Genomic DNA, 21,119 nt, shown 5'->3' on the forward strand with positions numbered 1-21,119 from the left:
CGTCACCCCCGCGCGTCTCCCGTGAACTTCGCGCTGGTCAGCGCTGACTCGACGCGCCAGCCCAGGAACTCGTACAGTGCCCGCCCCTCCGGAGTCGCCCCCAGAACGCCGGTCCGGGCGCCCTGGTCGACCGCCGCGCGGTGCAGGGTCCGCATGACGAGGGCGCCGAGTCCGCGGCGGCGGTGGCCGGGGGAGGTCTCGATCTGGTCGACGACCGCCGTCGCGCCGGTCGGGGCGATCTGTCCGCGCGCGGCCAGGGAGCCGTCCGGGGCGGCGACCATGGTGCGGGTCACGCCGCCGCGCGACCAGGTGCGGGTCCGGTAGCCGTCGGGGGCGGCGCCGGGCGGGACGTCGGGGAGCGGAGCCGTCATCAGGAAACCGGGCTCGGGGTCGATCCACCAGTCGGGCCCCAGCCAGGGCCCGACCACCGCCGGGTCGGCGAACACCTTCAGCCACACGCCGGCCCCGGTCACCGCACCCGCCACCTTCCGGACGGCCGGCTCCGACACCGCGCCGTTCGTCGCGCCGAACACGTGCCGGGTGACGTGATGGGTTCCCGTTCCCACGTCGACGGTCCAGCCCCACGGCTCGGCCACGGGCGGAGCCGCCCCACGCGACACGACCCACCCGTCCACCCATGCCTGGACGAAACGATCCACATCAACCCCCGGTAATGACTGCACGGCTGGTTTGTCTGTTACTTCTGACTGTAGGTCCCGTGTCACCGGTCGTGACAGTCGTGATCGCCCACAGCGAACGGGCCGCCCCGTGGGGAACATTCGCAGACTCACGTGCATTGAGTCGGCATAGCTCAACTTGACTGCCGAAGGGGAGATCATGGCTTCGCCGTCCACACCGCTCACCCTGCCCGTGTTGCCTCTCGATGACGAGGTGGTGCTCCCCGGCATGGTGGTTCCACTGGACCTCAACGACACCGATGTACGAGCGGCCGTGGAGGCCGCTCAGGCCGCCGCCCGCTCGGAGCCCGGAAAGCCCCGTGTGCTGCTGGTCCCGCGCGTCGACGGGACCTACGCGAGCACCGGTGTGCTCGGCACCGTCGAGCAGGTCGGCCGGCTGGCCGACGGCGACCCGGGCGCGCTGATCCGCGGCCGCGGCCGCGTGAAGATCGGCGCCGGCACCACCGGGCCCGGCGCGGCCCTGTGGGTCGAGGGGACGAGGGTCGACCAGGCCGTCCCCGAGCCGCTGCCCGGTCATGTCGCCGAACTCGTCAAGGAGTACAAGGCGCTCGCCACCGCCTGGCTGCGCAAGCGCGGCGCCTGGCAGGTCGTCGACCGCGTCCAGGCCATCGACGACGTCTCCGCGCTCGCCGACAACTCCGGCTACTCGCCGTTCCTGACCACCGAACAGAAGGTGGAGCTCCTGGAGACCGCCGACCCGGTGGTCCGCCTGAAGCTCGCCACCCAGCAACTGCGCGACCACCTCGCCGAGCAGGACGTGGCCGAGACCATCGCCAAGGACGTCCAGGAGGGCGTCGACAAGCAGCAGCGCGAGTTCCTGCTGCGGCGCCAGCTCGAGGCCGTGCGCAAGGAACTGCGCGAACTCAACGGCGAACAGGAGGGCGAGGAGTCCGACGACTACCGCGCCCGTGTCGAGGCCGCCGACCTGCCCGAGAAGGTCCGCGAGGCCGCCCTCAAGGAGGTCGACAAGCTGGAGCGGTCCAGCGACCAGTCGCCCGAGGGATCGTGGATCCGGACGTGGCTGGACACGGTGCTCGAACTGCCGTGGAACGAGCGGACCGAGGACGCGTACGACATCCAGGGCGCGAAGGCGATCCTGGACGCCGAGCACGCGGGCCTGGAGGACGTGAAGGAGCGGATCACCGAGTACCTGGCGGTGCGCAAGCGACGCAACGACAGGGGGCTGGGAGTGGTCGGGGGCCGGCGCGGCGGTGCCGTACTGGCACTGGTCGGCCCGCCCGGCGTCGGCAAGACGTCCCTGGGCGAGTCCGTCGCGCACGCCATGGGCCGCAAGTTCGTCCGCGTCGCCCTCGGCGGTGTGCGGGACGAGGCCGAGATCCGCGGTCACCGGCGTACGTACGTCGGCGCGCTGCCCGGCCGGATCGTGCGGGCGATCAAGGAGGCCGGGTCGCTGAACCCGGTGGTGCTCCTCGACGAGATCGACAAGGTGGGATCCGACTTCCGGGGCGACCCGGCAGCCGCCCTGCTGGAGGTCCTGGACCCGGCGCAGAACCACACGTTCCGCGACCACTACCTGGAGGTCGAGCTCGACCTGTCGGACGTGGTCTTCCTCGCCACCGCCAACGTGCTCGAAGCCATCCCGGAGGCCCTGCTCGACCGTATGGAGCTGGTCCGCCTCGACGGCTACACCGAGGACGAGAAGGTCGTCATCGCCCGTGACCACCTGCTCCCGCGCCAGCTGGAGCGGGCCGGCCTCGACAAGGGCGAGGTGACCCTGGACGAGAGCGCCCTGCGCAAGCTCGCCGGCGAGTACACGCGGGAGGCGGGCGTCCGCACGCTGGAGCGGTCGATCGCCAGGCTCTTGAGGAAGGTCGCCGCCCAGCACGAACTGGGCGAACGGGAGCTGCCGTTCACGATCACGGACGCCGATCTGCGCGCCCTGATCGGCCGGCCGCACCACGTGCCCGAGTCGGCGCAGGACCCGGCTGAGCGCCGTACCGCCGTCCCCGGTGTCGCCACCGGTCTGGCGGTGACGGGAGCGGGCGGTGACGTGCTCTTCGTGGAGGCGTCCCTGGCAGACCCGGAGACGGGTGCGGCGGGCCTGACGCTGACGGGCCAGCTGGGTGACGTGATGAAGGAGAGCGCGCAGATCGCGCTGAGCTTCCTCCGCTCGCACGGTGCCGAACTGGAGCTGCCGGTGGGCGACCTGAAGGACCGGGGCGCGCACATCCACTTCCCGGCGGGCGCGGTGCCGAAGGACGGCCCGAGCGCGGGCGTCACGATGACGACGGCACTGGCGTCGCTGCTGAGCGGGCGGTTGGTGCGGACCGACGTCGCCATGACGGGCGAGGTCTCGCTGACGGGTCGCGTGCTGCCCATCGGCGGGGTGAAGCAGAAGCTGCTGGCCGCGCACCGGGCGGGCGTCACGACCGTCATCATCCCCAAGCGCAACGAGGCCGACCTGGACGACGTCCCCGCCGAGGTGCTGGACAAGCTCGAGGTCCACGCCGTGACGGACGTCCGTCAGGTTCTGGAACTGGCGCTCGCGCCCGCCACGAACGGCGCGACGTCGGAGGTCCCGGTCGCGGCGTGACGGACGCGACCGGAAAGGGGAAGGCCCGGGTCCCGTGAGGGAGGCCCGGGCCTTCCCTGTTCCGCCGCGGACCCGCGTCGGGGTCCTGGGAAGCGCCGCCGGTCCGTGCCTGCGAAATACTTAAGAGCTGCGCCGATGGCGGCGACCGGCGAGATCAGGGGTGCTGACGTGCACGAGGACACAAACGGCGACGGACGCGACAGCGGGTCCGGCACGTCGTCGCGCGGTGTGGAGCAGGGCGACCGGGAGTTCCTGTCCCTGGAGCGGGAACTCACGGTGCTGCTGCGCCGCGCCCGCGCCAACCAGGGGGAGATGGCCCGTGAGGTCCACCCGGACCTGGAGTCCGCCGCCTACGGGCTCCTCGTCCGGCTGGAGGAGTGCGGCCGCCAGCGCGCCACGGAACTCGCCGGCTACATCGGCGTCGGCAAGGCCACCATGTCCCGCCAGCTGCGCGCCCTGGAGCAACTCGGCCTGGTCGCCCGCGAGCCGGACCCGGCGGACGGCCGCGCCTGGCTCGTCGACCTCACCGAGGAGGGCCGCACCCGGGTGAGCCGGGTCCGCGAGGCCCGCCGCGAGCGGTACGTCACCCACTTCTCCGACTGGGACCGCCAGGAGGTCGCGGAGCTGGCCCGGCTGCTGCACCAGCTGAACCGGGGGATGGAGAAGTAACCCGAGGGGCACGCACGACGACGCCGTCACAGCTCCACGCACACCACCGTCGCGTCGTCGTGCGTCTTCGCCCGGCCCAGCAGCGCCCGGCCGGCGTCGTCGTCCGCCCGCTCCAGCGCCCGGACGCGCTCCACCAGCGCCCGCGCACCCTCCTCGCGGACGAGGGTGAACAGGTCCGTCCAGTCGCCCTCCCGGAAGAGCTCCGCCCAGCGGGTGGCGCCGTCCGACAGCGCGGCCAGCGAGCGGACCTCCGCGCGCGGCACGCTCGCGGTGAGCGCGCGAGCGGCCACCGCGGGGTCGGCCGCCGCCGTGAAGAACCCGCCCTCCTTGTTGCGGAGCGTGCCGTCGACGACCTCGGCGCTCCGCAGCAGGGCGGGCGGCAGCCGGGCCAGCCGGTCGTCGCGGACGGGGGTGACCGTGCCGTCCGGGGCGGCCAGCAGCAGCGTCGCGTCGCACAGGACCAGGTACTCGACGGATCGCGGCGACCAACGCGCGAGGACCACGGTGGCCTGCGGAGTTCGCGGGTGAGAAAGGTCACAGGTTTCCGCATGGGCCCCGGCGGTGCGCGCGATGGCAAGGGCGAGCGCCTCGGCCAGGGGAACATCCGGGAGTGAAACGGTCAGTTCGGTCAGGGCGCCGCCGAGTCGCGCGGTGAACCAGGGGACCGAATGAAGACAGCCGGCGCCGCCCGGCGGCGGTGTCACCCCGTCCAGCAGGACGAGCGAACCGCCCTGTCCGGAGGCGGGAAGTCCGACACTCGCGAAGTCCTCGTTGGGGCGGGCCCGATCGCCGGCCTCCGACACAAGTTCCGTACGCATTCGGCCAGTCTGCACGACCCCTTCACAGCCTTCGCGAAAGGCTGGCATCGCTCCCCGAACTTACGTACCTCCGCAGGTCAGACGCCTGGTTTGGGTGGGAATGAAGCACTCCGGGAAGGCGTGGCGGCGAATACTGTCAAAGCCCGCCGCCCACGTCCAACCGGCCTGCCGCACAAGGCCGCTGCGCACGCCAGAGGAACTTGCCCGCCAACTCTCCTCCGATGTTCACTCCTTCGGGTGGCGGGGCAAGCGATGCGAGGCCCCTGCCCACCGGCACTGGGAGGGTCGGAAACCGTACCGGACGTACGCGTCAGTTGACGGAGCGTCACATCCGGCCCATGGCACACGAGTCAGGAATGCGAGCACCGGTGCAGAAGACGCGGCCTCGGCGTACAGGCAGGCAGACGGCCTCCGAGGGGGGCGCGGAGCGCACCCCTGTCGGCAAGGGCCGTCCGACCCATGTACGCAACCGGCTGATCGTCGCGGTGGCCGTCGTGGCCGCCGCCGTCGCCGGTGCGGGCGCCCCCTCGATCCTCGCCGCCTCCGGGCAGCTGAAGGACTCCCAGGACCTGGTCACCCTGGCCGAACAGACCCAGGACGCCCTCGCCCTCGCCCAGTCCCTGGCGGACGAGCGCGACGAGGTCACCACCTACGTGGCGGCCGGCCGGGTGAAGTCCAAGGCGCCCTCCGCCCAGGGCAGCGCCCGGGTGGACCGGCAGGCGCGCGAGCTGACCGCCGGGACGGACGTCTCCGCGGCGCTGCGCGAGGCCCTCGACTCCGTGCCGTCCGTGCGCCAGTCGGCCCTCACCGGCAAGAGCACGGCGCTCCAGGCGCACGAGGCGTACTCCCGGGCCATCGCCGCGCTCCATGTGCTCGTCGACCGGCTGGCGGAGGAGATGCCGCCCCGCGCGGGCTCCGGCGCGTACGCCCTCGCCGAGCTCGACACCGTCGTCCAGCAGTCCTCCGCGACCCGCGGACTGCTGCTCGCGGCGCTGAACGTGCCGACGAGCACCCAGACCGAATACGACCCCATCACCGGCCGGTCGGTCACCGAGAAGGTCTCCTCGGGCGCCGACACCAAGCAGCGCGACGCGCTCACCGCCGCCGCGCAGCAGGCCCGGCTGCGCTCCGACGCGGCCCTCGCGGACTTCCGGGAGGGCGCGCCGCAGGAGGCGGTGGCCTCGTACGACTCCACGGTCACCGGCGGTGACGTCGACACCGCCGAGGCCTATCTCGCCGCACTCACCGACCAGCCGAAGCTGAGCGACGGCGAACTCGACACCAGCGTCAAGAAGCTCGACGCCGCGCTCTCCGCCCGGGTCGACCTGATGCGCGGGGTCGAGTCCTCGCTGTACGGCCACCGCGCCGAGGACCTCGCCCAGTTGCGGGACGACGACGTCACCGACCTGGAACTGCGCGTCACCCTCCTCGGGGCCCTGATGCTGCTGACGGTCGTCGTCGCCACGGGCATGGCACGCAGCCTCACCCGCCCGCTGTCCGTGCTGCGCCGGGGATCGGCGCGACTGGCGGAGGCCGAGCACCCGGCGGCGGAGGAACCGGTCCGGTTCACCGGCCGCAACGACGAGTTCGCCCAGGTCGTCCGCTCCGTCAACGCCCTGCACGAGCACGCCGTGGCTCTCCACGAGCGCGTCGGCACCCTGGAGTCCGATCGCAAGCACCTCGTCGGGCAGCGCCAGCGGATGGCCGACGCCCGCGAGGAACTGCGCACCGAACTCGCCGACTCCGCCGCCCAGTTGGACGGCCTGCGGGACAGCATCGGCGGCACCTTCGTCAACCTCGCCCTGCGCACCCTCGGCCTCGTCGAACGCCAACTGGCCGTCATCGAGGGTCTGGAGGAGCGCGAGCAGGACCCCGACCGGCTGGCCACGCTCTTCAAGCTCGACCACTTCGCCACGGTCATGCGCCGCCACAGCGAGAACCTGCTGGTCCTGGCCGGCACGGAACACGTTCAGCAGCACGCGGGCCCGATCCCGCTGGTGGACGTGGTCCGCGCGGCGGTCAGCGAGATCGAGCGGTACGAGCGGGTACGCATCTCCGCGCTCCCGCCGCACGCGCACGTGGCGGGATTCGCCGCGGACGACCTCTCCCACCTGCTCGCCGAACTCATGGAGAACGCCACCTCGTTCTCCCCGCCGGACCTGCCCGTCGAGGTCTCCGGCTGGCTCCTGGAGAACGGCGAGGTCATGCTCTCCGTCCAGGACGAGGGCATCGGCATGGCCGAGGACCGGATGAGCCGCCTCAACGCCCGCCTCGCCGAGTTCGACCCCGGGACGCCGTACGACCAGGAGGGCGAGGAGGGTCTCGGCCTCGGCCTGTACGTGGTGGCCCGGCTCGCCCACCGCCACGGGGCGCGGGTGCGACTGCGCGAGCAGAAGCAGGGCGGGGTGGCGGCGGTCGTCGTCCTGCCGACCGCGCTGCTCGCCGCGGCCCCGGCCGCCGCGATCCCGATGACGAACCCGGCGGCCACCCCCCAGTCCTTCTCGCTGCCGGGCGCGGACGCGGAAGCCAACTCCAATGTCCTGCCGGGCCGTACGAAGCCCGCGGACCCGATGGTCGCGCTGGCGGAGAGGGCGGTACGACAGGCGGAGCCCCCGGCCGAGACGCCCACGCCGGCTCCGACCCACCTTCCGGCCGAGGCGCCGGCCCCGCCGCACACCGCGGCCGAGGCCCCGACGCCGGTCCCGGCCGAGACACCGGCCGAGACGACGATGGAACTCCTGCTGCCGAGCCCGCAGGGCGAGGACGCGCGGGACGCCGACAAGGCGGGGGAGCAGAGCACCGCCGTCCTCGGCCTCGACCCGGCGGCCACCCACGGCGAGGACATCCCACCGGGCCCACCCGCACCCGACGAAGGACACGCCGCGGGCGAGGCCGAGGCGGAACACACCCGCACACCGGACGCCCCGGAAGAGCTCGTCACGGACAAGGGCCTCCCGAAGCGCACCCCCAAGATCACCGCACCCACCCAAGCCCCGCGCCAGCGGACCGGTTCCGTCGACGCGGACGCCCTCCGCCGCCGTCTGGGCGGTTTCCGCCGGGGGGCGGAGGCCGGCTACCGCGACGTGGAAGCCGAGATCGCCGAACGGACGGGCCAGAACCAGGTCCCGTCCCCCGAAGCAGCTCGAAAAGCAGCTCAAGAAGCACACGCACACGCCGAAGAAGACACGGGGGGCACAGTCGAGGAGGCAAGCAGTTGACCGCGCCCAGTACCTTCGGACTGAGCAGTGAAGCCCGTAACCTGCACTGGCTGTTGACCAACCTCGTGGAGGAAGTCCCCGGCATCCAGTCCGTCGCCGTCGTCTCCTCGGACGGCCTGCTCCTGCTGTCCTCGGACCCGGGCCGCAACCTCGAGGCACGCCAGGCCCGCGAGGCGAAACCCTCCGGTCCACGCGGCTCCTCCGCCGACCTCGCCACCATCGTCTCCGGCATCGGCAGCCTCACCATCGGCGCCGCCAAGCTCATGGCGTTCGGCGGGGTCAGGCACACCATGGTCGCCATGGACGAGGGCAGCCTCTTCGTCATGTCGATCAGCGACGGCTCGCTCCTCGGAGTGCACGGCTCCGCCGACTGCGACATGAGCGTGGTGGCGTACCACATGGCCCTCTTCGTGGGCCGCGCCGGACACGTCCTGACCCCGGAACTCCGCAGCGAGCTACGGCAGTCACTGGAGTCCAAGGAGACGGGGGGCGTCCGATGAGCGCCATCCCGAAGCAGCCCCAGGGCGACCGGCAGCAGCTCCCCGTGCGGGGCGGCGACCGCAAGCCGGCCCGGGTGCGCCCCTACTCGCTCACCGGCGGTCGTACCCGCTTCGGGCACGTCCTGCTGGTGGAGACCTTCGTGGCGGCCCTCGAAGCCCCCGAAGAACGCAAGGAACTGACGAACGGGTCCCTCAAGTCCACGGTCATGCCGGAACTGCGGGCCATCGTCGAACTGTGCCGCCGGATGCGCACGGTGGCCGAGATCGCCGCGCTGCTGAAGATGCCGCTCGGTGTGGTCCGGGTGCTCCTCAGCGATCTCGCGGACCAGGGAAAGATCCGTGTGTACGGCACCGGTACCGCTCACGGTACGGGCCGTCCCGACCGCGCTCTGCTGGAAAGGGTGCTGAGTGGACTCCGTCGTCTCTGACGCCGCTCGTGGCGTCTCCCCCTCCGTCGAGCCCGAGCCCGACGAGCCCCTGCACCCCTGGCAGACGGACCGCACCCGCGCCCCCATCGCCACGAAGATCGTGGTGGCGGGCGGTTTCGGCGTCGGCAAGACCACCCTCGTGGGCACCGTCTCGGAGATCGAGCCCCTCCAGACGGAGGCGCTGATGACCGAGGCCAGCGAGGGGACCGACGACCTCACCGGCACCCCGGAGAAGGTCACCACCACGGTCGCCATGGACTACGGCCGGCTCACCCTCGACGACGACCTGGTGCTCTACCTGTTCGGTACGCCGGGTCAGCAGCGGTTCTGGTTCATGTGGGACGACCTGGTGCGCGGCGCGATCGGCGCGGTCGTGCTGGCCGACACCCGCCGCCTGAAGGACTGCTTCCCCGCGCTGGACTACTTCGAGAGCTGCGGGCTGCCGTACGTCGTCGCCGTCAACCACTTCGACGGCAGCGAGGTGTTCGAGCCGGCGGACGTGCGGGAGGCGCTGACGATCCCCGCGCACATACCTGTCATGATCATGGATGCGCGGCGCCGGATCTCGGTGATCGAGACCCTTCTGGCCCTGGTGGGCCACGCGCTCGACGAAACCCCCGAGTAAGGCCCTTCAAGGAGAGTTCCCCGCATGCGGAAGATACTCGTCGTCGGAGCCGGCCAGTCCGGTCTCCAGCTCGCCCTCGGCCTCCAGTCGCACGGGTACGAGGTCACCCTGATGTCGAACCGGACGGCGGACGAGATCCGCTCCGGCCGGGTCATGTCGACGCAGTGCATGTTCGACACCGCCCTCCAGCACGAGCGCGACCTCCAGCTGAACTTCTGGGAGCAGCAGGCCCCGAAGATCGGCGGGCTCGGCGTCTCGGTGGCGGCCCCCGGTTCGCACGACCCGGGCCCGACACAGCGCGCGATCGACTGGCTGGGCAGGCTCGACGGGTACGCGCAGTCCGTCGACCAGCGGGTGAAGATGGCCGGCTGGATGGAGACGTTCGCCCAGCGCGGCGGCCAGCTGGTGATCCACGGCGCGGCGGTCTCCGACCTGGACTACTTCTCCCGCGCCTACGACCTGGTCATGGTCTCGGCCGGCAAGGGCGAGCTCGTCCAGATGTTCGGCCGCGACCCGGAGCGCTCCCCCTACGGCGAGCCGCAGCGCGCCCTCGCCGTCGCCTACGTGCACGGACTGGGCCCGCGCCCGGAGCACCCGGACCTGGACGCGGTCCGCTGCAACCTCGTCCCCGGCGTCGGCGAACTGTTCGTCATGCCGACGCTCACCACCTCCGGCCGCGCGGACATCCTGTTCTGGGAGGGCATACCCGGCGGCCCGCTGGACGTCTTCAACGGCGTCAAGGACCCGGCGGAGCACCTCTCCCTGACCCTGGAGCTCATGGAGAAGTTCACGCCCTGGGAGTACGCGCGGGCCACCAAGGTCGAACTGACCGACGCCGGCGGCACCCTGGCCGGCCGCTACGCGCCGACCGTCCGCAACCCCGTCGGCCGCCTCCCCGGCGGCGGTCTGGTGCTGGGCGTCGCGGACGTCGTCGTCGCCAACGACCCGATCACCGGGCAGGGCTCCAACTCGGCGTCCAAGTGCGCGGCCGCGTACCTCTCCTCGATCCTCGAGCGCGGGGAGAAGGAGTTCGACGAGGAGTGGATGCGCGCCACCTTCGACCGGTACTGGGACACCGCCCAGCACGTCACCAAGTGGACCAACGCGATGCTGGCCCCGCCGCCGGAGCACATCATCAACCTGCTGGGCGCGGCAGGCCAGCTGCCGCCCGTGGCTGATCGTTTCGCCAACGCGTTCAACGACCCGGCCGACTTCGAGAACTTCTTCTACGAGCCGGAGAAGACGGCGGCCTACCTGGGTTCGGTCGCGGGGGCCTGAGCGGGCGGCGCGTCCGGGCGTACGGCTCCGAGGATCGGTTGGGCCGCGATCTCGGTGATCTTGACCTGCTCGCCGGTTCTCGGCGCCTGGACCACCTTGCCCTTGCCCAGATACATCGCCACATGGGTGGCATCGGGGAAGTAGATCACCAGGTCACCGGGGCGCAGCCGGGTCAGCGGGATTCTCGGCAGGTGTGCCCACTGCTCCTCGCTGGTCCGCGGGATGGGTGTCCCGGCGTGCCCCCAGGCCTCGGACGTCAGGCCCGAGCAGTCGTACGACCTCGGGCCCTCCGCGCCCCACTCGTACGGCTTCCCGACCTGCCGTACGGCGTACCGCACGGCCTTCTCGCCCGCCTTCGACGGCTTGCGGTCCTCGTCGAGCGCACCGGACGCCATGAGCTTCTCCTGCGCCCGCGCGACGCTGCTCCGCTCCAGTTCGGCGAGGGCGGTGAGCTGCTCGGCGGTGAGGGAGGCGAGGAGTTTCTCGACGTCGTCCAGGCGCCGGGTCACGTCGTCACGCTCCTTCTTCCGGCGTTCCGTGAGGGTGAGCTGTTCGTCGAGAGCGGCGCGGGCCTTGCGCGCCAGGTCGTCGGCCCGGCGTTCGCCGCTCGCCAGCCGCCCGACCGTCCCGGCCCGCTCGCGCGCCAACTGGCCGATCAGATGCCCCTGGTCGAGGGCGTGCTGCGGATCGCGGGCGAGCAGCAGCCGTACGTACGGGGAGATGTCGGTGCTGCCCTGGTACTGCTGGCGGGCCAGCCGTCCGGCCGCGCCCCGGCTCCGGTGCAGGGAGAGCCGGGCCTTCACCAGGTCGGCGTCCAGCCGTCCGGTCTCGGCCCGCCGCCGCTTCAGCTGCTCCTCGGTGGCGTTGAAGGCCTCGGTGGCCTTCTCGGCCTCCTGGTACAGCCGCTGAAGCTCCGTCAGCATTTCGGCCACGGTCCGCTCTTCGCCGTCCGGGCCCTCCGCCTCGGCCGCCGGCGGTTCCTCCGGGTCCGGCGTCTCCGGTGCCGTCACCGCCTGTTCGGCCGGCTCCGGGGGCTCCGGTGCCGCCACGGCGAGCCCGGGGCCCAGTACGGCCTGTACGGCGAGCGCCGCCGTGGCGACCGTACAGGCCAGACGCAGCAGTCTTCCTGACACGCCATCACCTCCGCTGCGGGGTGGCCCCTCCATCCCGTAGGGCGAGCATCAGGCGCGCGTGCGCGGCCCGCGCGCTGGAGGCGCGGTTCGGCGCAATCGGGTCACTCGTCGGCGTCATCCCGCCGTCCGCCCGGCGTGGCGTCGGGCGGGGTGCCGGGCGGGGTGTCGTGCTCGGTGTCGGGCGTGGTGTCGGGTTTCGACCACGGCCACTTCAGTCCGCTCAGTCCGCCGCTCCACTTCCCCGCGCCCTTGTCGCCCTCGGCGGCGAACTCGTACTTCCAGCCCTGGGGCAGGCCGAGTTTCCTGCTGTGGCCGCGCGGCACACGCCGGTAGACCAGGACGGTGGGCGGGCCGCCGGCCGAATCGGGGACGGGGATGCGGTACGTCTTCGGCGGGTGTCCGGTCGGGCCCAGCAGCACGGGCAGCACCCGGCCGTCCATGGGGCCGCCCTCGAAGGGGGTGTCTTCGCTCTTCACCGCACCAGTGTCGATCAGGTCTCCGCCGCCAGCGCACCCCGGACCAGCTCGGCGGTCTGCGCGTCCCGCGCCGCGGTCACCGTGAGGACGGCGACGAACTGGTCGACCAGCCAGTCCCGCAGCTCGTCGGCGGGCGGCTGCTCGTCCTCGTCGAGCCAGATGAGGGAGGCCGCCTCGACCGCGGTGATCCACATCCGTACGGTCATCCGGAGCCGCGGCCCGGGATCGGGGACCCCCAGGTGGCTGTAGATGTGCTCGGCTGCGGCCCGCCGTACGCCGTCGACGATGGCGGTCGTCCGGGAGGTCTCGACGACGCTGCCGCCCTGGAGAAGGGCGCTGAAGCCGGCGTCGTGACGGCCGACGAACGTCAGATAGCGGTCGAGGGCGCGGGCGAGGCGGGGGAGCAGCGGGCCGTCGTGGGGCTCGTCGAAGCAGTGGTGCAGCTCCTCGGCGGCGGAGCGCAGGGCAGCCTCGTAGAGCTGCTGCTTGCCGCCGGGGAAGTACCGGTAGACGAGCGGCCGGGACACCCCGGCGGCCTCCGCCACGTCGTCCAGCGAGACGTCCTCGGGGACGCGGTGCGCGAAGAGCGAGAGCGCGGCCTCGAGCAGCTGGCTGCGGCGCTCCTCGACGCTGAGACGACGGTAGGCGGGGGCGGCGGGGGTCATGACGTGCAGCGTAATCGCCCACCCCCGCCCCGTGCCCGCCGCCGGGTCACGCCAGCAGTCCGGACGACCTCCACAGCCGCCGCCCGACGCCCCGCAGCACCCCTATGTCGTCCAGGAAGTCCGTGAGCCGCTTCGATCCCGTCTGCATGACCTCCCGCCGGTGTCCGCTCGCCCGCACCTGCGCCACGGCCTCCCGCTTGTCCAGGCCCACGTTCGTGTAGACGTCCGGGTTCACGAACGCCACGGAGAACACCCGCGCGAACTCGCCCGACGTGACCCTGGTGAACTCCTGGGACCACTTCGGCGCCGTCACCATCTGGCGGCGCAGCTCCTCACGGGCGTAGCGCACATGCCGGGCCTCCTCCACGACGTGGATCCGGGTGACGCCCCGGACCAGCGGCTGGACCCGCTCGTCCGGGAAGGTCAGCCGCTGCATCCAGTCGAGGACCTCCTCGCCGAGCAGGGTCGCGGTGAACGAGCCGGGGGTCGTGGAGATCGTCTTGAACAGCCGGCCCAGGTTCTGGTGGGCGCGGCTCACCGGGTAGTAGGGCGTCCCGCCCTGGGTGATCAGCCGGGCGAACATCTTCGAGTGCCGGCACTCGTCCTCGATCTCGGTCAGCGCGTACCGCACATGCGCGCTCGTCGCCGCCTTGTCGTAGATGTGCCGGACGAGCAGCTGCATGAGGATGAGCTCGAACCAGATCCCGAGCGAGGCGAGCGCGGCGGCCTCGTGCCGCGACAGCAGGATCCGCTGCTCCTCGCTCATCCGCCGCCACATCGGCGTGTCGTACAGCGACACCAGCTCCGGCGGCCAGAACCACTTGCCCTCCTCGAAGGGGGCGTCCCAGTCCAGTTCCTTGTCGGGGTCGAAGGAGTGCTTGGCGGAGGACGCGAGCAGCCGCTCGGCCACCTGCTCCCGGTCCTTGAGCAGGCCCAGCGCGTCCCGCAGCCCTTCCAGCGCGTCGGCATCGGTGAGGGTCGTCATGGCTCTTATGAGACTGCTTGTCAGCAAGGCCGTCAATCCCTCACGCACCATTTGTTGATCCGGTTCTCGATCCCTTTATTGATCCGGGTCCCGAACGGGTGTCTGCGAGAATCGGCCTCCACAAGCCGTAGGGGGAACCGACTTGAGCTCCGCGCACGGAAACGACGCCGACCGCGCCGCCGCCCGCCGCAGCCTGGAGGGCCTGGCCCTCGGGGACGCGTTCGGGGAGCGCTGGTTCCCGCTCTTCCGGGATCCCCGGCAGGCGTACGAGGAGGTCCGCGCCCGCCGGATGCCCGAGGAACGGGACTGGCACTGGACCGACGACACGGCGATGGCCCTCGGCCTCATCCGGGTGCTCGACCAGTACGGGGAGGTGCGGCAGCGGGAGCTCGCCCTCGCCTTCGCGCTCGGCTTCGACGCCGACCCGGCCCGCGGCTACGGCCACGGCATGCACCAGCTGCTGCCCCGACTGCTCCAGGAACCCGACCGATGGCCCGAGTTCAGCCGCGAGCTCTTCGGCGGCGAGGGCAGCCTCGGCAACGGGTCCGCGATGCGGGTGGCGCCGTTGGGCGCCTGGTTCCGCTCCAGCCTTCGCCGGGTCGTCGAACAGGCCACCCGCTCCGCCGAGGTCACCCACGCCCACCCGGAGGGCATCGCCGGCGCGGTCGCCGTGGCGGTGGCGGCGGCGCTCTCCGCGCGTGGGCAGTTGAGCATCGCCGCGGTGGCCGAGCTGACCCCGGACAGCGCCACCCGCGACGGCCTCGCCCGCGCCGCCGAACTCCCCTTCACCACCGAGCCGTGGAAGGCATCCGACGTCCTCGGCAACGGTCAGCGCATCCGCGCCGACGACACCGTGCCCTTCGCCGTCTGGTGCGCCGCCCGCCATCCCGACGATCTCGTCGCCGCGCTGTGGGCCACCGCCGAGGGCTTCGGCGACGTCGACACCACCTGCGCCATCACCGGCGGCATCGTGGCCGCCCGCACCGGCGTCGACGCCGTCCCCGCACCGTGGCTGGAGCGCCGGGAACCCCTGCCCGGGAAGGCGGGGCACCGATGACCGCAGACGTGCAGCCCATTGCCGCCCTCCGGGTGCGCAACTCCGGCAGTGAGCTGCTCGAACTCATCCTCGAGCCGTACGGCAGCGATCACTGGATGCGACCCGGCGAGACCTTCGTGATCTGGACGCTCGGGTGGCCGGGCGACGGGGTGTCCGAGGCGGCCGGGACGTCCGAGGCGTTCGAAGTGGACCACAGGCCGGGGACGGTGACCGTGCACGCCGAGGTGCTGCCCGCCTACGTCGGGGACGTCGACGGCAACGAGATCGACTGCGGCCACCGCAGGCCGCCGCCCGCCGGCCCGTTCCGGCTGAACCTTCCCTAGGGCGTGTCCGCAAAGTCGCTTGCTCGTTGGTCGGTTCATGGTGCGTCGTCATGAGCTGAGCGATGAGTCGTGGGCGGTGATCGAACCGTTGCTGGCCCCTCCCCGGATGGGCCGGCCGGTGCGGGACCGCCGCCAAGTGGTGAACGGGATCTGGTGGAAGCTGTCCACCGGCGCGGCCTGGCGGGATCTGCCCGAGCGCTATGGGCCGTGGAAGACCGTCTACGAACGCTTTCGCCGCTGGTCGGCGGACGGCACCTGGGACCGCCTGCTCGCCCACGTCCAACAGCACTCCGACGCCGTGGGAGCCGTCGACTGGTCGATCGTATGCATCGACTCCACGACCGTGCGGGCCCACCAGCATGCCGCCGGGGCCCGAAAAGGGGGCCCTGGCCGGGCGAGGCGATCGGCCGGTCCCGCGGCGGACTGACCACGAAGATCCACCTCGCCTGCGACGGCCGGGGACGACCCCTGGCCTTCACCCTCACCGCTGGCAACGTCAACGACTGCACCCAGTTCGAGCAGGTCATGGCCCGCATCCGCATCGAGCGGTGCGGGCCGGGCCGTCCTCGCACCCGGCCGGAACTGGTGGCCGCCGACAAGGGCTACTCGTCCACGAAGATCCGCACCTATCTCCGCCGACGAGGCATCAAGGCCGCCATCCCCGAGCGGATCGACCAGATCAACGGCCGTATCCGGCGAGGCGAGAGCCGGTGCCGGCTCAACCGCGCGGCCTACCGCCGGCGCAACGTCGTCGAACGCTGCTTCAACAGGCTCAAGCACAACAAAGCCCTGGCCACCCGCTACGACAAACGCGCCCGCCACTACCAGGCCCTGGTCACCCTCGCCTGCCTACGACTCTGGCTCCCCTGACTTTGCGGACACGACCTAGGTCGTGTCCGCCGCAAGTCCCGCCTGGCTCGCGGCGGAGATACGACCTGGCCCCTCGCGGACGGACGGGACCTACGGGACGCAGAGGCCCGGCCGGACCGGCTAGACCGAGCAGCCCAGGTTCTCCGGTACCGAGAGCGTGATCGGCTCCGCGCCCTGCGCCGGGAAGGACGTGCGCAGGCCGAAGGCGTACGGGGTCGGGCCGTTCGCGCGCAGATGGAGGAGGCGGGACTCGGCCTCCGCGACCGTCGGGTGGTGGCCCGCCGGTACCCACCACAGGGCCGTCATCGCCTCCGCCACCCGCTCGAACCACTCCCGGCGGCGCGAGAGAAGCTCGCGGTGCCGGCCCTGGTACATGAACGCGGTCAGGGCGTCGATGTCCCGCCACACCGTCATGTTGATGATCAGCCAGGAGTCCCCGAAGACCTGGATGTCGGTCGCGTCGCCGCCCTCGGACTGGAGGCGCCACACATAGCCGTCCGCCGCCTCCGCGGTGGCGTTGACCGGGTCGAGAGCGTCGACGAAGTCCTTCAACTCCGGGGAATCCAGCGGGAACTTGAGGCGGGAGATGTTGACCTGGGCGAGTTCGAAAGCGGCGGGCTCGGTGACGTTCTCAGCTCTCGTGTCAGTCATGAGCGAACCGTAGGACGCCCCTGTGCGGTCCGGCACCCCCCGTCTCACGACGTGAGCACCGCCTCCATCACCGCCCGGGCGATCGGAGCCGCCATCCCGCCCCCGGTGATGTCCCCGCGGCGCTCCGACCCGTCCTCGACCACCACCGCGACCGCCACGCTCGGCTCCATGTCCCGCTCGGCCCGCGCCCAGGAGACGAACCAGGCGTACGGGATCCCGGCGTTGCCCAGACCGTGCTGGGCGGTGCCGGTCTTGCCGCCGACGACCGCGCCGGGGATCGCGGCGTTCGTGCCGGTGCCCTCCCGCACCACGTCCACCATCAGCTCCCGCATCAGCCGCGCCGTCGAGGGGAGCATCGCCTGGCGGGACGGGCGGGAACCGGCCGTGGCCACCGTGGCCCCGCCCTGCCGTGTCGTCCGCTCCACCAGGTACGGCGTGCGCACCTGCCCCCCGTCGGCCACGGCCGCCGACACCATCGCCATCTGGAGCGGGGTCGCCCGGGTGTTGAACTGGCCGATGGAGGACAGCGCCAACTGCGCCTGGTCGAGCGAGGTGTCGAAGGTGCTCGGCGCGACGGCGAACGGGATCCGCACGGCCACGTCGTTGAAGCCGAACGCCTGCGCCGTCCGGGTCATCCGGGCCAGGCCGGTGTCCACGCCGAGCTTCGCGAACACCGTGTTGCACGACCACGCGAAGGCGTCCCGCAGCGGAGCGTCCTCGCAACCGGGGCCCTCGTTCGTCAGGCCCGTCGTCGTCCCGGGCAGCTGGTAGGGGGCGGGGGAGTCGGTGGCCGCGTCGAGGTCGGTGATCACCCCCGCGTCCAGGGCCGCCGCCGCGGTGACCACCTTGAACGTCGACCCCGGCGGATACGTCTGGCGCGCCGCCCGGTTCAGCATCGGTTTGTCCGGGTCGCCGTTCAGCCGCACCCAGGCCCGTTCGGCCGCGGCGTCGTTCCCGGACAGCACGGCGGGGTCGTACGAGGGGCTCGACACCAGCGCCAGCACCCGCCCCGTCGACGGCTCCACCGCCGCCACCGCGCCCTTGCGCCCGCCCAGCCCCTCGTACGCGGCCTGCTGGGCCCGGCGGTTCAGGGTCGTCACCACGTTGCCGCCGGCCGGCCGGCCGTGCGTGACGTCGTTCCACAGCGGGAACGGCGAGAGCATCGGATCGGCCCCGGAGAGCACGTCGTCCCCGGTGTGCTCCAGGAACGTCGTCCCGTACACCTGCGAGGCGAAGCCGGTCACCGGCGCGTACAGCGGCCCGTCGCGGTACGTGCGCTCGTAGCGCAGCTGCTCACCGGTGTCCCGGGAGCCGGTCACGGGGGCGCCGTCGACCAGGATGTCGCCGCGCGGCTGGGCGTAACGGGCGATGGAGTCGCGCCGGTTGGCCGGATTGCCGTCGTACGTTCCGGACTGGACGACCTGGATGCGCAGGGCGTTGACCAGGAGCGCCACCAGCAGCAGGGCGCAGAAGGCGGCGGCGTGCCGGATGTGCCGGGTCAACCGGGCCTCCGTGGGTCCTCGTCGTGGAGTGGGAGTGGGAGTGGGTCGTGGGATGTGTGGCGCGGTGTGCTGTTCGGCGTGCCGTTCGGTGTGTCGCGCGGTGCGTCGTGGGGTGTGTCGCGCGGTGCGTCGTGGGGTGTGTGGCGCGGCCGTCTCGCGGAGTCGCTCACCTGGATCAGCAGCGCCACGATCGCCCAGTTGGTGACGACCGAGGAGCCGCCCTGCGCCAGGAACGGCATCGCCATACCGGTCAGCGGGATCAGCCCGGTCACCCCGCCCGCGATCACGAACACCTGGAGCGCCACGATCGAGGCGAGGCCGGTCGCCAGCAGCCGGCCGAAGGGGTCGCGCAGGGACAGGCCCGCCCGGTAGCCGCGTTCCACCAGCAGGCCGTAGAGGAGGAAGAGCGCCGAGAGACCCACCAGGCCCAGTTCCTCGCCCGCCGTCGCCAGGATGAAGTCCGACTTCGCGGCGAAGCCGATGAGGACGGAGTGGCCGAGGCCGAGCCCGGTGCCGGACATCCCGCCGGCCGCGAAGGAGAACAGCGACTGCGCGAGCTGGTTGGCGCCCTCACCGGCCTCGATCGTCGCGAACGGGTGCAGCCAGTCCTCGACCCTGCTGTGCACATGCGGCTCCAGGCGGCCGACGGCGACCGCGCCGAGCGAGGCGAGCAGCAGTCCGACGGCGATCCAGCCGGTGCGGCCGGTGGCGACGTAGAGCATGACCACGAACAGCCCGAAGAAGAGCAGCGACGTGCCGAGGTCCCGCTCCAGCACCAGCACCCCGACGCTGAGCAGCCAGATCGTCACGATCGGACCGAGGACGCGCCCGGTGGGCAGTTGGAGCCGTTCGAAGCGCCAGATCTTCCGGCCCGCGTACGCCAGCGCCGTGCGGTTGGCCGCCAGGTACGCGGCGAAGAACACCGCAAGCAGCACCTTCGCGAACTCGCCCGGCTGGATGGAGAACCCGGCGATCCGGATCCAGATACGGGCGCCGTTCACGGCAGGGAAGAGGATCGGCAGCGCGAGGAGGGCGAGCGCGGCGACCACACAGACGTACGCGTACCGCTGGAGCACCCGGTGGTCGCGCAGCGCGGCCACGACCAGGATGAACAGGGCCACCCCGAGCGTGGACCACACCAGTTGGGTGGGCGCCGCCCGGTCGCCCGGCGTCTCCAGGTCGAGCCGGTAGATCAGCACCAGGCCCATCCCGTTGAGCAGTACCGCGATGGGGAGGAGCAGCGGGTCGGCGCACGGGGCGCGCAGCCGCACCGCGAGGTGCGCCAGCAGTGCGAGCACGCCGAGCCCGGCGCCGTAACCGGCGGCGCCGGGCGGGACGGTGCCGTCCTTCGCGAGGCCGACAGCGCAGTAGCCGTACACGGAGAGCAGCACGGCCAGGACGATGAGGGAGAGTTCGACACCGCGACGCCGGGGGAGGAGCGCCGCGGGGGCGGGCGCGTCGGCCGCCGCCACGGTGGTTCCGGCACCGGTGGCGCCGGTACCGGCTCCTGACCCTGCTTCCGTCCCCGCTCCTGTTCCCGCTCCCGTCCCTGCTCCGACTCCGGCTTTCGTCATGTCCGGAACCTACCCAAATATGGTTCCTTGTGAGCCTTGGATGCTTTTCGTGTCAGGGCCGGATCAGCACCAGCGAGGTGTCGTCCCGATGGTGTCGATGTAGCGCGCCGCGCCCCAGGCCCAGGTGCCGTCCGTGAGGAGGTACCAGAGGGAGTCGCCCTGGACGTTCTGACCCGGGGTCTTGCAGAAGATCGAGACGATCTCGCCGCGATGGGCCACACGGATCACCTGGCTGGCCCGGGTGGGCGCGCTGCGCAGGAGCAGTTCGCTCGCGGTGACGCGGCCACGGTAGAGGCGGGAGTCGTTCTGGTTGCCGTTGCCGGACTGCCAGTCACCCCCGTCGGACTGCCAGCTGTTGTCACCCCCGTCGGACTGCCAGTCACCTCCGCCGGACTGCCAGTCGCCCCCACCGGACTGCCAGCTTCCGTTCTGGTTGCCCTGGCCGTTCTGACCGGCTTGGTCGCCCTGGCCGTTCTGGTTGCCTTGACCGCCACCTTGGTTGTGGTTGCCCTGGCCGTTCTGGTTGCCTTGGCCGCCGCCTTGGTTCTGGTTGCCTTGACCGCCACCTTGGTTCTGGTTGCCTTGGCCCCCGCCTTGGTTCTGGTTGCCCTGGCCCCCGCCTTGGTTCTGGTTGCCTTGACCCCCGCCCTGGTTCTGGTTGCCTTGACCGCCACCTTGGTTCTGGTTGCCCTGGCCCCCACCCTGGTTCTGGTTGCCTTGACCCCCACCCTGGTTCTGGTTGCCTTGACCCCCGCCCTGGTTCTGGTTGCCCTGGCCCCCGCCTTGGTTCTGGTTGCCCTGGCCGTTCTGATTGCCTTGGCCGCCGCCTTGGCTCTGGTTCTGGTTGCCTTGGCCGCCTCCGCCGCCCTGGTTCTGATTCCCCTGGAAGCCGTCGCCGCCCTGGTTCTCCCAGTCGGACGAGCCGTCGTCCTGAGTGGTGAGACCGTTGCCGTCCCAGTCGTCGGCGAGGGCCGGGGCGACGGCCGCGGTGGCGGCGAGGGTGCCGGCCGCGGTGAGTATGGCGAGGCGGGTGAGAGCGGTACGCAGGGGCATGGCGATACCTCCATGAAGAGGGTGAAGCTGACTAATCGCCAC

The 21,119-nt window shown here is 71.8% G+C and carries 19 protein-coding genes and 1 pseudogene; 10 read left to right on the plus strand and 10 right to left on the minus strand.

All coding sequences use genetic code 11. The features are described from left to right. Positions 1 to 2: 2 nt before the first annotated feature. Positions 3 to 659, minus strand: coding sequence for a GNAT family N-acetyltransferase (locus tag G9272_RS30070; protein ID WP_171399419.1), 657 nt, complete (start codon positions 657 to 659; stop codon positions 3 to 5). Between the two features lie 178 nt (positions 660 to 837). On the opposite strand from G9272_RS30070, the gene lon reads away from it, so the two are divergent. Continuing rightward, positions 838 to 3,252, plus strand: coding sequence for an endopeptidase La (gene lon / locus G9272_RS30075; RefSeq protein WP_171399420.1), 2,415 nt, complete (start codon positions 838 to 840; stop codon positions 3,250 to 3,252). A 168-nt stretch (positions 3,253 to 3,420) separates the two neighbouring features. Further along, the gene (locus G9272_RS30080) at positions 3,421 to 3,921 is read left to right on the plus strand and encodes a MarR family winged helix-turn-helix transcriptional regulator (RefSeq protein WP_171399421.1); all 501 of its coding nucleotides are present in this window, start codon (positions 3,421 to 3,423) and stop codon (positions 3,919 to 3,921) included. A gap of 26 nt (positions 3,922 to 3,947) precedes the next feature. On the opposite strand, the gene G9272_RS30085 is transcribed toward G9272_RS30080, so the two are convergent. Next, the gene (locus G9272_RS30085) at positions 3,948 to 4,739 is read right to left on the minus strand and encodes a hypothetical protein (protein ID WP_171399422.1); all 792 of its coding nucleotides are present in this window, start codon (positions 4,737 to 4,739) and stop codon (positions 3,948 to 3,950) included. A 368-nt stretch (positions 4,740 to 5,107) separates the two neighbouring features. On the opposite strand from G9272_RS30085, the gene G9272_RS30090 reads away from it, so the two are divergent. From G9272_RS30090 to G9272_RS30110, 5 genes are read left to right on the plus strand one after another with little or no spacing between them, the layout of a single operon-like run. After that, the gene (locus G9272_RS30090) at positions 5,108 to 7,957 is read left to right on the plus strand and encodes a sensor histidine kinase (protein WP_171399423.1); all 2,850 of its coding nucleotides are present in this window, start codon (positions 5,108 to 5,110) and stop codon (positions 7,955 to 7,957) included. Further along, positions 7,954 to 8,457, plus strand: a complete 504-nt coding sequence (locus G9272_RS30095) for a roadblock/LC7 domain-containing protein (RefSeq protein WP_171399424.1) — start codon at positions 7,954 to 7,956, stop codon at positions 8,455 to 8,457. The genes G9272_RS30090 and G9272_RS30095 overlap by 4 nt, the downstream gene beginning before the upstream one ends. Continuing rightward, the gene (locus G9272_RS30100; protein WP_171399425.1) at positions 8,454 to 8,885 is read left to right on the plus strand and encodes a DUF742 domain-containing protein; all 432 of its coding nucleotides are present in this window, start codon (positions 8,454 to 8,456) and stop codon (positions 8,883 to 8,885) included. Before G9272_RS30095 ends, G9272_RS30100 begins: the two co-directional genes overlap by 4 nt. Beyond that, positions 8,866 to 9,510, plus strand: coding sequence for a GTP-binding protein (locus G9272_RS30105; RefSeq protein WP_171399426.1), 645 nt, complete (start codon positions 8,866 to 8,868; stop codon positions 9,508 to 9,510). The genes G9272_RS30100 and G9272_RS30105 overlap by 20 nt, the downstream gene beginning before the upstream one ends. A gap of 24 nt (positions 9,511 to 9,534) precedes the next feature. Next, positions 9,535 to 10,788 (plus strand): styrene monooxygenase/indole monooxygenase family protein, encoded by a 1,254-nt coding sequence (locus G9272_RS30110; protein WP_171399427.1) that lies wholly within the window; start codon positions 9,535 to 9,537, stop codon positions 10,786 to 10,788. On the opposite strand, the gene G9272_RS30115 is transcribed toward G9272_RS30110, so the two are convergent. From G9272_RS30115 to G9272_RS30130, 4 genes are all read right to left on the minus strand, one after another. Next, positions 10,761 to 11,921 carry a C40 family peptidase gene (locus G9272_RS30115; protein WP_253267985.1) on the minus strand — a complete coding sequence of 387 codons (1,161 nt, stop codon included), beginning with the start codon at positions 11,919 to 11,921 and terminating at the stop codon, positions 10,761 to 10,763. The genes G9272_RS30110 and G9272_RS30115 overlap by 28 nt on opposite strands. A 101-nt stretch (positions 11,922 to 12,022) precedes the next feature. Then, positions 12,023 to 12,397 (minus strand): hypothetical protein, encoded by a 375-nt coding sequence (locus G9272_RS30120; protein WP_171399428.1) that lies wholly within the window; start codon positions 12,395 to 12,397, stop codon positions 12,023 to 12,025. Between the two features lie 14 nt (positions 12,398 to 12,411). Next, the gene (locus tag G9272_RS30125) at positions 12,412 to 13,062 is read right to left on the minus strand and encodes a TetR/AcrR family transcriptional regulator (protein WP_171399429.1); all 651 of its coding nucleotides are present in this window, start codon (positions 13,060 to 13,062) and stop codon (positions 12,412 to 12,414) included. 46 nt (positions 13,063 to 13,108) lie between these two features. Then, positions 13,109 to 14,047: an AurF N-oxygenase family protein gene (locus G9272_RS30130; protein ID WP_171399430.1), complete on the minus strand. Its 939-nt coding sequence runs from the start codon at positions 14,045 to 14,047 to the stop codon at positions 13,109 to 13,111. Positions 14,048 to 14,189: 142 nt separating this feature from the next. Here G9272_RS30130 and G9272_RS30135 point away from each other — a divergent pair, with 142 nt between their 5' ends. From G9272_RS30135 to G9272_RS30145, 3 genes and pseudogenes are all read left to right on the plus strand, one after another. Continuing rightward, positions 14,190 to 15,104: an ADP-ribosylglycohydrolase family protein gene (locus tag G9272_RS30135; protein ID WP_171399431.1), complete on the plus strand. Its 915-nt coding sequence runs from the start codon at positions 14,190 to 14,192 to the stop codon at positions 15,102 to 15,104. After that, on the plus strand, positions 15,101 to 15,427 hold the full coding sequence (locus G9272_RS30140) for a hypothetical protein (protein WP_171399432.1): 327 nt from the start codon (positions 15,101 to 15,103) through the stop codon (positions 15,425 to 15,427). The genes G9272_RS30135 and G9272_RS30140 overlap by 4 nt, the downstream gene beginning before the upstream one ends. 37 nt (positions 15,428 to 15,464) lie before the next feature. Further along, positions 15,465 to 16,297 (plus strand): annotated as a pseudogene (locus G9272_RS30145) (IS5 family transposase). Between the two features lie 120 nt (positions 16,298 to 16,417). Here G9272_RS30145 and G9272_RS30150 read toward each other — a convergent pair. From G9272_RS30150 to G9272_RS30165, 4 genes are all read right to left on the minus strand, one after another. Continuing rightward, positions 16,418 to 16,948, minus strand: a complete 531-nt coding sequence (locus G9272_RS30150; protein WP_171399433.1) for a DUF3291 domain-containing protein — start codon at positions 16,946 to 16,948, stop codon at positions 16,418 to 16,420. A 44-nt stretch (positions 16,949 to 16,992) separates the two neighbouring features. After that, positions 16,993 to 18,450, minus strand: coding sequence for a peptidoglycan D,D-transpeptidase FtsI family protein (locus G9272_RS30155; RefSeq protein ID WP_171399434.1), 1,458 nt, complete (start codon positions 18,448 to 18,450; stop codon positions 16,993 to 16,995). Beyond that, a complete protein-coding gene (locus G9272_RS30160) occupies positions 18,447 to 20,024 on the minus strand; it encodes an FtsW/RodA/SpoVE family cell cycle protein (protein WP_253267986.1) in 1,578 nt (525 codons plus the stop codon). The genes G9272_RS30155 and G9272_RS30160 overlap by 4 nt, the downstream gene beginning before the upstream one ends. Positions 20,025 to 20,087: 63 nt before the next feature. Next, complete coding sequence (locus tag G9272_RS30165) at positions 20,088 to 21,077, minus strand: SH3 domain-containing protein (RefSeq protein ID WP_171399435.1); 990 nt, start codon at positions 21,075 to 21,077, stop codon at positions 20,088 to 20,090. Between the last annotated feature and the right edge of the window lie 42 nt (positions 21,078 to 21,119).

This window comes from Streptomyces asoensis (assembly GCF_013085465.1).
Taxonomy (GTDB): Bacteria; Actinomycetota; Actinomycetes; order Streptomycetales; family Streptomycetaceae; genus Streptomyces; species Streptomyces cacaoi_A.